Source organism: Rhizobium sp. F40D2 (genome assembly GCF_051810745.2).
In the GTDB taxonomy this organism is placed as follows: Bacteria; Pseudomonadota; Alphaproteobacteria; order Rhizobiales; family Rhizobiaceae; genus Rhizobium.
Genome location: NZ_CM131436.1, coordinates 879,366 through 893,262, shown reverse-complemented (window position 1 = coordinate 893,262; position 13,897 = coordinate 879,366). Strand labels below are relative to the sequence as shown.

Sequence of the window (13,897 nt, the reverse complement as noted above, 5' to 3'; positions counted from 1 at the left end):
TCAGCTCGTCTTCTCGAGCAGGGGACAAGGGGACAAGGAAAAGCTGATGGTAGCAAAGAAGAGTGGCAAGTCGCTGGATCTGACAGCGGTGCTCGACCTCAACGAGGCTTCCGCCTTGCGCGATAAACTCCTCTCCCTCAGGGGCAGCGGTCTGTCGATAGACGCTTCCGGCGTCGAACGGATCGGTGCTCTTTGCGCCCAGGTTCTGATGTCCGCCGAGAAGACCTGGGAGCAGGACAAGCAGCCATTCACCTTTTCCAAGGTGTCCGACGCATTTCAGAAAACCATGCAGCTGGTGGGCGTCAATATTGATCACCTGCTTGCCAAGGAGATTCGGCAATGAAGAAAAAAGTTCTTACTGTGGATGATTCCCGCACCATCCGAAACATGCTTCTCGTGACGCTCAACAATGCCGGCTTCGAGACGATTCAGGCGGAAGACGGCGTCGAAGGTCTCGAGGTTCTCGAAGAGTCCAATCCTGACGTCATCGTGACCGACATCAACATGCCGCGCCTCGACGGCTTCGGCTTCATTGAAGGTGTCCGCCGCAACGAGAAATATCGGGCGATCCCGATCCTGGTCCTGACCACCGAAAGCGACGCGGAAAAGAAGAACCGCGCCCGCCAGGCTGGCGCCACCGGCTGGATCGTCAAGCCTTTCGACCCGGCCAAGCTGATCGATGCCATTGAGCGTGTAACCGCTTAAACCCAGGATTTGCTCCTATGGATATGAACGAAATCAAAGAGATCTTTTTCCAGGAGTGCGAGGAACAGCTCGCCGAGCTGGAATCCGGTCTTCTGAAAATGAATGATGGCGATCGCGATCCGGAAACCGTCAATGCGGTGTTCCGTGCCGTACATTCGATCAAGGGTGGCGCCGGCGCCTTCGGCCTTGATGATCTGGTCGCCTTCGCCCATGTTTTCGAGACGACTCTCGATTGCGTTCGATCCAATAAGCTTGAGCCGACCCAGGACGTCCTGAAGGTGATGCTGAAGTCGGCCGACGTGCTCGCCGACCTGACGAATGCTGCGCGCGACGGCGGCAGTGTCGATGAAAGCCGCAGCCGCGGTCTCGTCAAGGAGCTCGAGGCGCTGGCCAATGGTGAATTGCCGTCTCCCTCGGTAGCGGCCGAGGCTCCGGCGCCCAAGGCAGCCGCAAAGCCCGCAGCCGCCGCTCCGGCACCCGCTCCCAAGCCGACCGACGACAGCGGCTTCCAGCCGGTCCCCTTTTCCTTCGACGATTTTGGCGGCGAGGGCGATGCGGGCTCCGACATGCCGGCCTACGAAGTCATCTTCAAGCCGCGCTACGAACTCTATTCTAAGGGCAATGACGCGACGCTGCTGCTGCGCGACCTCTCGCGCCTTGGCGAGATGACCATCTATTGCAATAGCGATGAGCTGCCGGGCCTCGATGAACTTGATCCGGAAGGCGCTTATTTCTTCTGGAACGTCACGATCAAGACGGACAAAGGCGAGGACGCCATCCGCACCGTCTTCGAATTTGCCGAATGGGATTGCGAACTGACGGTTAAGCCAATCGAGGAAGCAAGGGCGGAGGCGACCAGCAACGACGAACTGCCGATGGTGCCGGTTCCCTTCGATCTGTCGATCCTGGACGAAGCGGGCGCAGCGGAAGACGTTTCCGGCGCTATGGCAGCCGAGACCGCCGCCGCCGTTTCCGCCGCCGAAACCGCCTCCAACGTCACGCAGATGGCTGCAGCCGCCGCCCGCGTCGAAAAGAAGGAATCGGCAGCCGCCGCAGCGGCCGCTGCAAGTGCTGCTGCCGCCCAGAACAATGCCGCCGGCGCCGGCCAGACGATCCGCGTCGATCTCGACCGTGTCGACCGCCTGATCAACCTCGTCGGCGAACTGGTCATCAACCAGGCGATGCTGTCGCAGAGCGTCATCGAGAACGACACGACCGGCACCTCCTCGATCAACATGGGCCTGGAAGAGCTGCAGCAGCTCACCCGCGAGATCCAGGACTCGGTCATGGCGATCCGCGCTCAGCCGGTGAAGCCGGTGTTCCAGCGCATGTCGCGAATCGTCCGCGAAATCGCCGACATGACCGGCAAGTCGATCCGTCTGATCACCGAAGGTGAAAACACCGAAGTCGACAAGACCGTTATCGACAAGCTGGCCGAGCCGCTGACACACATGATCCGCAATGCCGTCGACCACGGCATCGAAACGCCGGAAAAGCGCGCAGCCGCCGGCAAGAACACCGAAGGCACGGTCCGCCTCACCGCCAAGCATCGTTCGGGACGCATCCTGATCGAGCTTGCCGACGACGGCGCCGGCATCAACCGCGAGAAGGTCCGCCAGAAGGCGATCGACAACGACCTCATCCCGGCCGATTCCAACCTGTCGGACGAGGAAATCGACAACCTGATCTTCCTGCCGGGCTTCTCGACGGCCGACAAGATCTCCGACATCTCCGGCCGCGGCGTCGGCATGGACGTCGTCAAGCGTTCGATCCAGGCGCTCGGTGGCCGTATCAACATCACCTCGAAGCCAGGCCACGGCTCGGTCTTCACCATGAGCCTGCCGCTGACGCTTGCCGTCCTCGACGGCATGGTGGTCACCGTCGCCGGCCAGACGCTGGTCGTGCCGCTGACCGCGATCGTCGAAACCCTGCAGCCGGAAGCGGCCGCGATCCACTCCTTCGGTGCGAACCACCGGCTGATCTCGATCCGCAACAGCTTCTGCCCGCTGGTCGATGTCGGCCGCATCCTGAATTTCCGCGCGACCCAGGCCAACCCGGTCGAGGGCGTGGCGCTTCTGGTGGAATCCGAAGGCGGCGGCCAGCGCGCCCTGATGGTCGACGCCATCCAGGGCCAGCGCCAGGTGGTCATCAAGAGCCTGGAAGCCAACTACACCCACGTGCCGGGCATTGCCGCCGCCACCATTCTCGGCGACGGGCGCGTCGCTCTCATTCTCGATGTCGACGCGGTTGTCGGCGCCTCGCGCGGCCAGTCGCTCAAAGCAGAAATGTCGTTAGCAGCGGTAGGGTAAGGGAATGTCGTACGCCGTAAAAAATCTGAACGAGGGGGATCGCGAGCTGATCGCGTTCCGCATCGGGGATCAGGAATTTTGCGTGAACATAATGTCGGTTCGTGAGATCCGGGGCTGGACCCCGGCGACCGCGATGCCGCACTCGCCTGGCTATATGCTCGGTGTCATCAACCTGCGCGGCGCGGTGCTGCCGATCATCGACCTTGCCGCCCGGCTCGGCATGAAGCCGGCCGATCCAACTGCCCGTCATGTCATCATCGTCGCCCAGGTGCGGCGCAAGGTCGTCGGCCTCCTGGTCGACGCCGTGTCCGATATCCTGACGGTGACCGATGAAACCATCCAGCCGACGCCCGAGATTTCCTCCGAGCTCGAACGTCAATTTGCCCGCGGCATTCTTGCCATCGAGAAGCGCATGATCTGCCTGATCGAACTCGAATCCCTCTTTCCCGAGACCGAAAGCGAAGCCGCATGAACGCAATGGGCGCAAAAGATCAGAGACAGGGATCCGACGAGGTTCTGGCGAGCGGAGAATATCCGCTGACGCGCCGCGACCTGACGGAGATCGCCGCGATGATCTATTCGGATGCCGGCATCTTCCTCAACGAGACGAAGGCGTCTTTGGTCTATTCGCGCCTGTCGAAGCATATCCGCAATCTCGGCCTGTCCGGCTTTCGTGAATATTGCGAGCTCGTCGCTTCGCCGGCGGGTGCGGCGCCGCGCCGCGAGATGCTGTCGCATCTGACGACCAATTTTACTCGCTTCTTCCGCGAAAATCATCATTTCGACCACCTGCGCGACCATGTGCTGCCGGAACTTTTGCAGCGGGCGAAATCGGGCGGCAGGGTGCGCATCTGGTCGGCCGCCTCCTCCGACGGGCAGGAACCGTATTCGATTGCGCTGACCGTGCTGTCGCTGATGCCGAATATCGCCGATTACGACTTCAAGATCCTGGCAACCGACATCGATCCGAAGATCCTGGCGATCGCCCGGGCCGGCGCCTATGACGAAAACGCGCTCGAAACCGTTTCGCCCGCCATGCGCAAGCAATGGTTCAGCGAAGTCGAGATCCAGGGCCGCAGGAAATTCCAGGTCGACGACCGCGTCAAGCGGCTGATCACCTACAACGAGCTGAACCTGATGGCGCAATGGCCGTTCAAGGGCAAGTTCGATGTCATCTTCTGCCGCAACGTCGTCATCTATTTCGACGAACCGACACAGATGAAGATCTGGCAGCGTTTCGCCGGCCTGCTGCCGGAGGGCGGTCATCTCTATATCGGCCATTCCGAGCGCGTGTCCGGCGAGGCGAAACACGTCTTCGATAATATCGGCATCACGACCTATCGCTATACCGCCAAAGGTCTGGGGAGGAAGGCATGAGCGCTCCGGCAAGGGTTCTCGTCGTTGACGACTCTCCGACGATGCGGGGGCTGATCACCGCCGTCCTCAGTTCCGACCCCGAGGTCAACGTCATCGGCCAGGCCGGCGATGCGCTGGAAGCGCGCGAGGCCATCAAGCGGCTGAACCCCGACGTCGTGACGCTCGACATCGAGATGCCGAACATGAACGGTCTCGATTTCCTCGAAAAGATCATGACGCTGCGTCCGATGCCCGTCATCATGGTATCGACAATGACCCATCGCGGTGCCGAGGCATCGCTTGCAGCACTCGAGATCGGCGCGTTCGACTGCGTCGGCAAGCCGGCGCCGGGCGAACTCAGGCCTTTCGGCGACCTCGCCGAGAAGGTCAAGGCAGCCGCGCGCACGCAACGCCAGTTCTCCCAGCCGGTCGCCGCCCCGGCACCTCCGCCCGCCGTCGCCGATTTCCGCGTCGGCCGCAAGATCGTCGCGATCGGCTCGTCCACAGGCGGCGTCGAGGCGCTGATCGCCGTACTGCAGAAGTTTCCGGCCAATTGCCCGCCGACCGTCATCACCCAGCATATGCCGCCGACCTTCACCAAGAGCTTCGCCGAACGCCTGAACCGCCTCTGTGCGCCGGTGGTGCAGGAAGCGACCGATGGCGCCCGCCTCGAAATCGGCAAGATCTATCTGGCGCCGGGCGGCGAACGTCATCTCCAGGTCAGCAACGCCTCGGCGCCGTGCTGCCGCCTCGTCGACCGCGCCCCGGTCAACGGCCACCGCCCTTCGGTGGACGTCCTCTTCGATTCGGTCGCCGAGCTGGCTGGCCGCAACGCCGTCGGCGTGATCTTGACCGGAATGGGCCGCGATGGCGCCGCCGGATTGTTGAAAATGCGCCACGCCGGCGCCAGAACACTCGGCCAGAACGAAAAAACCTGTGTCGTTTACGGAATGCCAAGGGTTGCTCATGAACTTGGCGCCGTTGAGCAGCAGTTGCCCCTGTCTGCCATCGGTGAAGAAATATTGAAAATGACAGCCGCCCGAAAGGAAGGGACCGAATAAAATGTCGATCGCGGAGAAAATCAAAGTTCTGATCGTCGACGATCAGGTGACGAGCCGGTTGCTGCTCAGCGACGCGCTGACTCAGCTCGGTTTCAAGCAGATCACGTCTGCAGGCGACGGCGAGCAGGGCATGAAGATCATGGCCGAGCAGCCGCACCACCTGGTGATCTCGGACTTCAACATGCCGAAGATGGATGGCATCGGCTTCCTTCAGGCCGTGCGCACCAACCCGAACACCAAAAAGGCGGCGTTCATCATCCTCACCGCCCAGGGCGATCGCGCATTGGTGCAGAAAGCAGCCCAGCTCGGCGCCAACAACGTGCTCGCAAAGCCGTTCACGATCGAGAAGATGAAAGCGGCTATCGAAGCCGTGTTTGGAGCCTTGAAATGATGACTGAGGGGGCAGCCCGCCGCGTGCACATCATTCAGGGCGAGTACAAGGTTCTGAGCGATCCGAATGCGGTCCTCTCGACCATTCTCGGCTCGTGCGTGGCTGCGTGCCTCAGAGACCCTGTCGCCGGTATCGGCGGCATGAACCACTTCTTGCTGCCGGGCTCGGCGACCTCGCCGACGTCAGGCGGCGATGCTACGCGTTACGGCGTGCATTTGATGGAGCTGCTGATCAACGGTCTCCTGAAGCAGGGCGCCCGGCGCGACCGGCTGGAGGCCAAGATCTTCGGCGGCGCGAAGACGATCTCGACATTCTCCAATGTCGGTGAGCAGAACGCGGCCTTCGCCATGCAGTTCCTGCGGGATGAGGGCATTCCGGTGGTCGGCTCCTCCACAGGCGGAGACCATGGACGCAAGCTTGAATATTGGCCGGTCTCCGGCCGTGCCCGGCAATACCCTCTGACCGGCGCCGAAACGCAAAGAACCGTCGCTCTCGAGCAGCGCCCCGCCGCTCCGCCGAAGCCCGTCGAAACCAGTATCGAATTTTTTTGATGGCGAGGATTTCTATATGACATTTAATCCGGTGATGGAGCCGCCTGCGCCAGTTGAAGCGTTGAGCGACATCCTGATGCGCATCGTTTCGGAACTGCACGACGTTGCCTATCTCATCGAGCGCATCGAGCCCCAGCTTCTCGAGCTCGGCGGCGCCGAAATCCTGAATTCGCCGGATGCCATGAAAGTGATGCAGGGCATCGATCTTGCCGTGCAGAAATCGCGCGGCCTTGCCGAGTTCATCGACACCATCACCGGCGAAATCCCGCACGGCTGGGCAGTCGACGTCGCGACCGCGCTCAGCCTCGTCAAGCTGGCGGAGATGCAGAAGGCGCTGGGGGGCGCCACACGCCACGGCCATTCCCAGCCCCTGAGCAAGGCAGCCGGCGACTTCGATTTCTTCTAGCCCTAAAGGGGCCGCGCTCCCCTTACGAAACGCTCGCGCAAGTTTCGCCGATTATTCGTCAGATGAGGCAATAAGCCTGCTTTGTCTTTGACGAATCGTGCGAGAACAGAATGAATCTGTTAAATCAATTAGTTCAGATCTTTAAGAACTTCAGTTCCCTTGGCCGAACACGCCTGATGATTCTCGGAGGCGTCGGTGCCGTCTCCATCGCAATCGTCCTTGCGGCCGCCCTTTTCGTCAACAAGCCGGCTCAGGAAACGCTCTATGTCGGTCTGGATTCGCCCGACCTCAACCAGATCAGCATGGCGCTTGCCGAAGCCAACGTCGATTTTCAGGTCGGCACGGACGGCGCCAGCATCAGCGTCCCCGCGGGGATGACGGGCAAGGCCCGCCTGTTGCTTGCCGAGCGCGGCCTGCCGAACAGCGCCAATGCCGGTTACGAACTCTTCGACAATGTCGGCTCGCTGGGCCTGACCTCCTTCATGCAGGAGGTGACGCGGGTTCGCGCGTTAGAAGGCGAAATCGCCCGCACTATCCAATCGATCTCGGGCATAACAGCCGCGCGTGTGCATATCGTCATGCCGGAGGTCGGAAACTTCCGGAAGGCGGAGCAGAAGCCGACCGCCTCCGTCATGATTCGCGCCAGTGCCACCACCGGTCGCAGCGCGGCGACCTCTATCCGCCACCTCGTCGCCTCGGCCGTGCCGGGGCTTGACGTCGATGATGTGACGATCCTCGATTCCGCCGGTCAGCTGCTCGCATCCGGCGACGAAGCCAGCAATAGCTCGCTGAACCGCTCGCTCAACATCGTCCAGAACGTCCAGCAGGAAGTCGAATCCAACATCGACAAGGCGTTGGCACCCTTCCTCGGCATGGACAACTTCCGCTCCAGCGTCACAGCCGATCTCAACACCGACGCCCAGCAGATCCAGGAAACGACCTACGATCCCGAATCCAAGGTCGAACGCTCGGTCCGCTCGACCAAGGAAGCCCAGCAGTCGCAGCAGAAGCAGTCCGACAGCGCGACGACGGTCGAGCAGAACATTCCGCAGGCGGCTCCCGAGGCCGGTGGTTCGACCGGACCGGAATCGCAGGACAAGTCCGACAAGCGCGAAGAGCAGACCAACTACGAAATCAATAGCCGGACGACGGCGACGACCCGCAACAGCTACAAGGTCGAGAAGCTCTCGATCGCTGTGGTGGTCAACAGGGGCCGCATCGCCAAGATGGTTGGCGAGCCCGCTGACCAGGCCAAGATCGACGCCTATCTTGCGGAAATGCAGAAGATCGTCGCTTCGGCGTCCGGCACAGACGCCAAACGCGGCGACGTCGTCACCGTCACAGCCATGGACTTCCTCGAGAACCAGTTGCTCGAAGATGCTACCGGCGGTGTCCGCGTCATGGACATGCTGAGCCGCAACCTGGCCGGCATCATCAACTCGCTGGCCTTTGTCGCGGTCGCCTTCGTGGTGGTCTGGATGGGCCTGCGGCCGCTGGTGCGAAGCGTCAGCGGCAGCGGCAGCTCGTCGGCTCTCGGCGGCGCCACGCCGGAGGCGGCCGGCCTCGAGCTTCCGGACTTCGCACCAGCAGCCGGCGCTGCCGGAGGAGCCCTCATGGACGGCTTCGGATCCGACTTCGGCTTCGACAGCACCGAGGATCTGCTCAGCCTCGGCGACGACGACGGGAACTTCAACCGCCGCGTCAAGGAAGGCCCGGAACGCAAGCTCTCTCGCATGGTCGAGATCAACGAGGAACGCGCCGCGAAAATCCTCAGGAAATGGGCGATCGACGAAGCAGCGTAAGAAAAAGGCCGGGCAACCGGCCTTTTTTCATGTCGGTACCCAGTGTCATTCCTGGAAGAGGATAGTTGTCAGCTCCCAGACTCGCGTAAAACGCGAATGGCGTTGCGACACAGCCAGAATCACCTTAGCCTCTCTATCTTGAGGGCTGGAATTGGTCATCAGATCAGGGCATGGGCGGCGGCGGAAGTAAATCCCTAGAAGTCGGAGATGGTGATTTGCATCGGCTGGCTTACCCTTGGGTGATTCGAAATGGGATTCGAGCGGGACTCGAATTGAATCCCTTGTAGAAAAAATGCTGTCGCACCGAGTGTGATCGTTCCTCAGCCGCAGGACATTGCCAATGGATATGGATGTAATTCAGGCGAGCAAAGGCGAGAGGCAAATGTCGAATTTCGCGAGCGCGGTGGTGCCGGACCTGTTGCCGCGCGATCAACTGCTCCAGCGCCTGCACGGTGTCGCCAACACTGGCAGGTTGCAGTCCGGTCTGCGGGCGCTGACAGAGTATGTCGGTGCTTCGCACTACCTTCTGGCGCGCTGCGATCTCCTCCAAGAAAGCGGCCTCGATTTCATCGTCTCGTCGGATTGGCCTTTTGACCTGGTCAGGGATATCGCCAATGATCTGGTTCGCGGCTATGCTCGTTCGACGGAGCTGGAAAAATGCATGCAGGTCTTCCAGCCGAATTTTGCTCTCATGCCTGACAATGCCGACGTGCCGGACGGCGCCAGCCGCCAATATTGTTCTCTCACCTTTAATGTCGGCCGGTCGCGGCTGGCTCTGATGTTCCTGTTCGGCGAGGGGTTCATCCTGTCGCCTGAGCGCCTGAGGGATGTCGGCCTGCTTGCAGGTTACGTCGCGAGCTTCCTGCGCTGCGGCGGTACGAGGGTCGATCGCGATTTCGAGTTGACGGACCGCGAACTCGAATGCCTGTTCTGGATCGCCGAGGGCAAGACCAGCGACGAGATCGCGATGATCCTCGGCATCTCCCGCAACACCATCAACAACTACATTACCAGCGTGATGCGCAAGACGGCGACTAAGACCCGCTCCGAGGCCATTGCCTTCGCCGTTCGCAATAATCTCGTATAGGGGGATCCATGGCGCATCCATCAGCCAGGACGATGAGCAGTGCCGAGCAGTTGCGCATGGTGCGTGTGAACAGGATTTCCAGCCGGTCCGATCTTTTTCCGCGGCTGATTGCCATGCAGAAACTCGCCGATGCTCACGGCTTCGCGATATTCCGCGTCAGCGGCTCGGGCATTCCGGCAAAGCAGCGCCTCGTCTGCGAGCTCGAGAACTGGGGATCTTCCAATGCCGGTTTCGGCAAGGCCTTCACGGATGCCTACGGCGATATCCTTCTCGAGCATATCGAGAAGTCGTTGTTGCCGCTCTCATGGGCCGGAGGTTGCGACCGCGCGGCCCCTGGTCCTGCCGACTTCGCGCCGTTCATGACGCGGCTGCAGGATGGGATCGTGCCGTTTTCCGGCCTAGCCTTTCCAGTGCGGCTCGGCGCCGTCGGCAATGGCTTTATCGTTTTCACCGGCGATGAGATCGATCCCTCAAGCGATACCATCGTCGAGCTGCACGGTCGCTGCTGCCATATCATGATGGATCTGCTCTCGCTCGACGAACGCCGCACGGCGGCCGCCGAAGCCCTCAGCGAACGCGAGATCGCCTGTCTCCAGCTTGCCGGCGACGGCCGCATCAGCGAAGAGATTGCCGACAAGCTCGGCCTGTCGGTGCACACCGTGAACGCCTATCTCGGATCGGCGACCATCAAGCTCGATTCCGTCAATCGCATCCAGGCGATCGCCAAGGCGATCCGGCTCGGCTATATCAGCTGAGCCCCGCTCAGCTCAGCTGAGCAGGTGAAAGCTATCATGTCTTGATGAGAGGTCAGCCAGCCAGCGCATGCGGCGCCTGGCTGACGCTGTAGCGCGATTCACGAAGGCTCTTTTCGAGGAAGCGGGTGTTTTCATCGGGATCGGCCGAGGGATCCTGGAACGCGATATGGTTGATCTCGATGCCGGCGTGATCTTCGGCAAGCGTCAGTTGCGCATAGACGGTGACGCCGCGCGGCTTGATTTCCAGATCGAGAACGACTTCGGGCTTGCCACCCCACTCCAGCGTGTAGTTGCCGCCCAGGCCGAAATTCACCGTGCCTGGATGAAAGAAAAGCTCTGCCGCCGAAGCCACGAGATCGGAAAGATTGCCGTAATACTCGAAGCGCAGCAGCGAAATAAGGTCAGAAGCATCCAGAAGGCGCAGTTCCGTGGCGACCGGGCTGATCGCAACTGCGAGGATTTTTTCACGCTGGGTAGAGTGAGGGCATTTTTTCATTCGACTTATCTTACCCGTTTGTTCTTGGCGTCTGCGGCGTAGACCCGGTGGATCAGTTCCGCAACGGCCTTATAGAAGACTGACGGGATGACAGTATCGACCGAGACTTGCGCAAACATGGAGCGCGCAAGCGGCGGATCCTCGAACACCGGGATGCCGTTTTTCTCGGCAATCTCTCTGATTTTGAGCGCAATGAGGTCCTGGCCCTTGGCCAGCACCACCGGCGCGTCGTTTTCTTCGCGCGCGTAACGCAGCGCCACCGCATAGTGCGTCGGGTTGGCGATGACGAGCGTCGCCCGGTGCACATTGGAGATCATGCGCCGGCGCGCCCGGTCGCGCATCAGCGAGCGCTGCCGGCCCTTGACGAAGGGGTCGCCCTGCGCCTGCTTGTTTTCTTCCTTGATCTCGTGCCGCGTCATCTTCAGCTCGGTGAACCAGTGGTGGCGCGTCCAGAAGACGTCGGCGATCGCCACGATCGCGGTGGCGATCAGCATGACGATGATGATCTTGCGCATCGCCGTCGAGATCCGCACCAGGATGGTCTGCGGGTCGGAGAACATCGCGTCGATCGAGCGGAAATATTCGCTCCTCAGCACGAAAAACAGGACGACCCCGACGACGACGACCTTGAACAGCGATTTTCCGAACTCGACGAGGCCCGGCAGGCTGAAGAGCCGTTCCCAGCCTTTGACGGGCGAGATGCGCGAGGCCTGCGGCCGGATGCGTTCCAGCACCGGCGTCGGCAGGTTCTGGAAGATGGAGGAGGCGATGCCGAACACCATGAACAGGATGAAGGCGGGCGCCAGCAGCGCCGCAGTCGCCCAGCCGATCTTGACGAACAGCGACAGGACGTCAGGCCCGGTCTCGATCCTCCATTGGTCGGGCTGATCGAAGATGTCGCGCAGCGTTTCAGCCATGTGCCCGACGCTGTCGGGGAGGAAGAACACCAGGTAGATATAGGTGGCAAGGATGGTCGCGAAGATCGACAGTTCGCGCGAAAACGGCACATTGCCTTTCTCAGCGGCGTCGGTTTGTTTTTTCGCGGTCGGGGCTTCTGTTTTGCTGTCCTTGTCATCATCTGCCAAGTCGCGGCCCTCCGTCAAAGAAATAGAGCGCAGCTAATGCATGTCGCCCAAACATGTGCAGCAGTTTTGGATGACGACATGCATCAAAACAAAAAGCTAAAGCGCGTCGCGGAAACCGGGTTCCCTGCGACGCGCTTTAGAGCGCGGCCTATTGTTGGAAGGGTAGTCGCCTGTGGCATGGCGATCAACCGCCGCCTTGCGGGCGGCTGGATTTGTCAACAGTCTCGCAAGATCAGGCGGCCGCCGAAGCGTCGCCTTCCTTTTCCTTGAGTTCGATCTGGCCGGAATTGGCCAGGCGAATTGCTTCCTGCGCCACGGCGCGCCGGGCAATGGCGATCTCGCGCGGATTGACGCCACCCATGCCGCTCTGGAGATCCGATTCGATCATGCGGCGCTGGCGCGGGCTGATGGCGGAGAGAACCGATTCGCGGATCTCGGGCGGCGAACCGCGCAACGAGACGGTGAGCACATCCGTCGAGATGTCGTTGAGCAGCAGAACACGGCTGCGCTGCGGCATGTACATGAGGTCCTCGAACAGGAAGATCTTCGGGCGGACCTTGTTGACGGACTCGCGGCTGATCGATTCGAGCGAGGTGAGCAGCGTGTCGACCTGCGGCTTGTCGAGCTCGTTCATGAGATCGGCGACCTTTGTCGAGCCGGCGGCATTGCGCTCTGCCTCGACCTCGGCAAGCAGCGTGATCACCTGATTCTCGATGATCTGCGCAGCCTTCGGGCTGACGGTCTTCATGTTGACGGTTCGGTTCATGATGTCGGCGCGGCGGTTGTCGGGGAGCTGCAGCAGCACCTTGGCGCCGAAGTTGGAAGGCATCATCGAAAGAATATAAGCAACGGTCTGCGGATGTTCGCGCAGCAGGAACTGGGCGACGAATGTCGGCTCCGCCTCGCTGAGGCGATCCCAGATCGAGGTTTCGTAGGCCTGGAACGCAGTGCGGCGGCCGAGCAGGCTGTCGACCTCGTCGGGCGTCAGGCCTTCTTCCAGAATGGCTTCGATCGCCTTGGCGTTGTCCATCAGTCCAGCGCCCTCGGTGAAGAGGTCTTCGAACTCGGAGACGAGCATCAACAGTTCGTCCGGGGGAATGGCGCGTAGCGACTGGGCGGATGAGATAATGGTCTGCAATTCGGCCTGTGTGAAATATTTCAACAGCCGGCCGGCGACGCCCTTCCCCATAGCGAGAAGAACAGCCGCCGCCTTTTCAGCCTGGGTCAACGGTTTCCCGGCTAGCGCGCCGCCGAAATCGTCAAAGTCCATCATGGTCTAACCTCTCCGTCCCACACAGGGATCAGGCTTTCTTCGTACTCAAAACTTCTATCAGTTTCACACCGAATCGGGTGTCGTCGTTATCAAGCACCGTAATCTCGCCGCGGGCAATCCTGCGGCCGTTCACCATGATCTCGACCGGCTCGCCGATTTTCTTGTCGAGGGCGATCGTCGCCCCTTCATTGAGGTTCATCAGGCCGGAAACCTGCATGCGGCTGGTGCCGAGCATGATCTGGACATCGATCGGAATGTCCATGATCAGTTCGAAATTGGAATTCAAAGCGCTGCCGAGCGGAGCCGGCGACGCCTCGAAGGAAGGGGTGCTGCCGAAATCCATGCCGGCAGCCGCGCCGGCATTGCCAGCACCGAAATCGCCGCCGAAATCGTCGCCGCCGAACGGGCTGTCCGAAATCTCGCCGCCGAAAGCCGCCAGATCGGTTCCTGCTGCGAAGGCGTCGTTCTGCAGGTCGTCGCCAAACTGCGGCAGGTCGCCATCGGCATCCTGCTTCAGCACGCCGCGCAGATCGTCGATCGCCTGATCGAGATCCGCTTCGCTGCCCGGCATATCCAGGGAGAGGTCGCTGTTCTGCTGTGTTTTCTTCGTAGCCATGAAA

16 protein-coding genes are annotated in these 13,897 nt (G+C 61.1%); 12 read left to right on the top strand and 4 right to left on the bottom strand.

The features are described from left to right. The first annotated feature begins 46 nt into the window (after positions 1–46). The 12 genes from ACS4RS_RS04235 (at position 47) to visR (ending at position 10,423) form a co-directional block, all read left to right on the top strand. A complete protein-coding gene (locus tag ACS4RS_RS04235) occupies positions 47–343 on the top strand; it encodes an STAS domain-containing protein (RefSeq protein ID WP_439008583.1) in 297 nt (98 codons plus the stop codon). Beyond that, positions 340–705, top strand: a complete 366-nt coding sequence (cheY1, locus tag ACS4RS_RS04230) for a chemotaxis response regulator CheY1 (protein ID WP_003570362.1) — start codon at positions 340–342, stop codon at positions 703–705. The genes ACS4RS_RS04235 and cheY1 overlap by 4 nt, the downstream gene beginning before the upstream one ends. A 17-nt stretch (positions 706–722) precedes the next feature. Next, complete coding sequence (locus ACS4RS_RS04225; protein WP_439008584.1) at positions 723–3,014, top strand: chemotaxis protein CheW; 2,292 nt, start codon at positions 723–725, stop codon at positions 3,012–3,014. A 4-nt stretch (positions 3,015–3,018) separates the two neighbouring features. Continuing rightward, the gene (locus ACS4RS_RS04220) at positions 3,019–3,486 is read left to right on the top strand and encodes a chemotaxis protein CheW (protein WP_088937874.1); all 468 of its coding nucleotides are present in this window, start codon (positions 3,019–3,021) and stop codon (positions 3,484–3,486) included. Further along, positions 3,483–4,391 (top strand): protein-glutamate O-methyltransferase CheR, encoded by a 909-nt coding sequence (cheR, locus tag ACS4RS_RS04215; RefSeq protein WP_439008585.1) that lies wholly within the window; start codon positions 3,483–3,485, stop codon positions 4,389–4,391. The genes ACS4RS_RS04220 and cheR overlap by 4 nt, the downstream gene beginning before the upstream one ends. Beyond that, entirely contained in the window at positions 4,388–5,431 is a 1,044-nt protein-coding gene (cheB, locus tag ACS4RS_RS04210; RefSeq protein WP_131711073.1) for a protein-glutamate O-methylesterase CheB, read from the top strand. Before cheR ends, cheB begins: the two co-directional genes overlap by 4 nt. Position 5,432: 1 nt before the next feature. Continuing rightward, positions 5,433–5,822: a response regulator gene (locus ACS4RS_RS04205; protein ID WP_003556488.1), complete on the top strand. Its 390-nt coding sequence runs from the start codon at positions 5,433–5,435 to the stop codon at positions 5,820–5,822. Further along, complete coding sequence (gene cheD / locus ACS4RS_RS04200; RefSeq protein WP_003570356.1) at positions 5,819–6,373, top strand: chemoreceptor glutamine deamidase CheD; 555 nt, start codon at positions 5,819–5,821, stop codon at positions 6,371–6,373. Before ACS4RS_RS04205 ends, cheD begins: the two co-directional genes overlap by 4 nt. Before the next feature lie 16 nt (positions 6,374–6,389). Next, the gene (gene cheT / locus ACS4RS_RS04195) at positions 6,390–6,779 is read left to right on the top strand and encodes a chemotaxis protein CheT (RefSeq protein WP_131717759.1); all 390 of its coding nucleotides are present in this window, start codon (positions 6,390–6,392) and stop codon (positions 6,777–6,779) included. Positions 6,780–6,889: 110 nt separating this feature from the next. Continuing rightward, positions 6,890–8,581, top strand: a complete 1,692-nt coding sequence (gene fliF, locus ACS4RS_RS04190; RefSeq protein ID WP_449313896.1) for a flagellar basal-body MS-ring/collar protein FliF — start codon at positions 6,890–6,892, stop codon at positions 8,579–8,581. Between the two features lie 340 nt (positions 8,582–8,921). Beyond that, entirely contained in the window at positions 8,922–9,668 is a 747-nt protein-coding gene (gene visN / locus ACS4RS_RS04185) for a transcriptional regulator VisN (RefSeq protein ID WP_439008587.1), read from the top strand. Between the two features lie 8 nt (positions 9,669–9,676). After that, complete coding sequence (gene visR / locus ACS4RS_RS04180) at positions 9,677–10,423, top strand: transcriptional regulator VisR (protein WP_439008588.1); 747 nt, start codon at positions 9,677–9,679, stop codon at positions 10,421–10,423. A gap of 52 nt (positions 10,424–10,475) precedes the next feature. On the opposite strand, the gene ACS4RS_RS04175 is transcribed toward visR, so the two are convergent. The 4 genes from ACS4RS_RS04175 to fliN all read right to left on the bottom strand — a co-directional run bounded on the left by ACS4RS_RS04175 (position 10,476) and on the right by fliN (position 13,893). Then, complete coding sequence (locus ACS4RS_RS04175) at positions 10,476–10,919, bottom strand: hypothetical protein (RefSeq protein WP_439008589.1); 444 nt, start codon at positions 10,917–10,919, stop codon at positions 10,476–10,478. A gap of 5 nt (positions 10,920–10,924) precedes the next feature. Continuing rightward, the gene (flhB, locus tag ACS4RS_RS04170; protein ID WP_439008590.1) at positions 10,925–12,004 is read right to left on the bottom strand and encodes a flagellar biosynthesis protein FlhB; all 1,080 of its coding nucleotides are present in this window, start codon (positions 12,002–12,004) and stop codon (positions 10,925–10,927) included. Positions 12,005–12,236: 232 nt separating this feature from the next. Then, on the bottom strand, positions 12,237–13,277 hold the full coding sequence (gene fliG, locus ACS4RS_RS04165; protein WP_439008591.1) for a flagellar motor switch protein FliG: 1,041 nt from the start codon (positions 13,275–13,277) through the stop codon (positions 12,237–12,239). Between the two features lie 28 nt (positions 13,278–13,305). Next, a complete protein-coding gene (gene fliN / locus ACS4RS_RS04160; protein ID WP_003588562.1) occupies positions 13,306–13,893 on the bottom strand; it encodes a flagellar motor switch protein FliN in 588 nt (195 codons plus the stop codon). Positions 13,894–13,897: the final 4 nt, after the last annotated feature.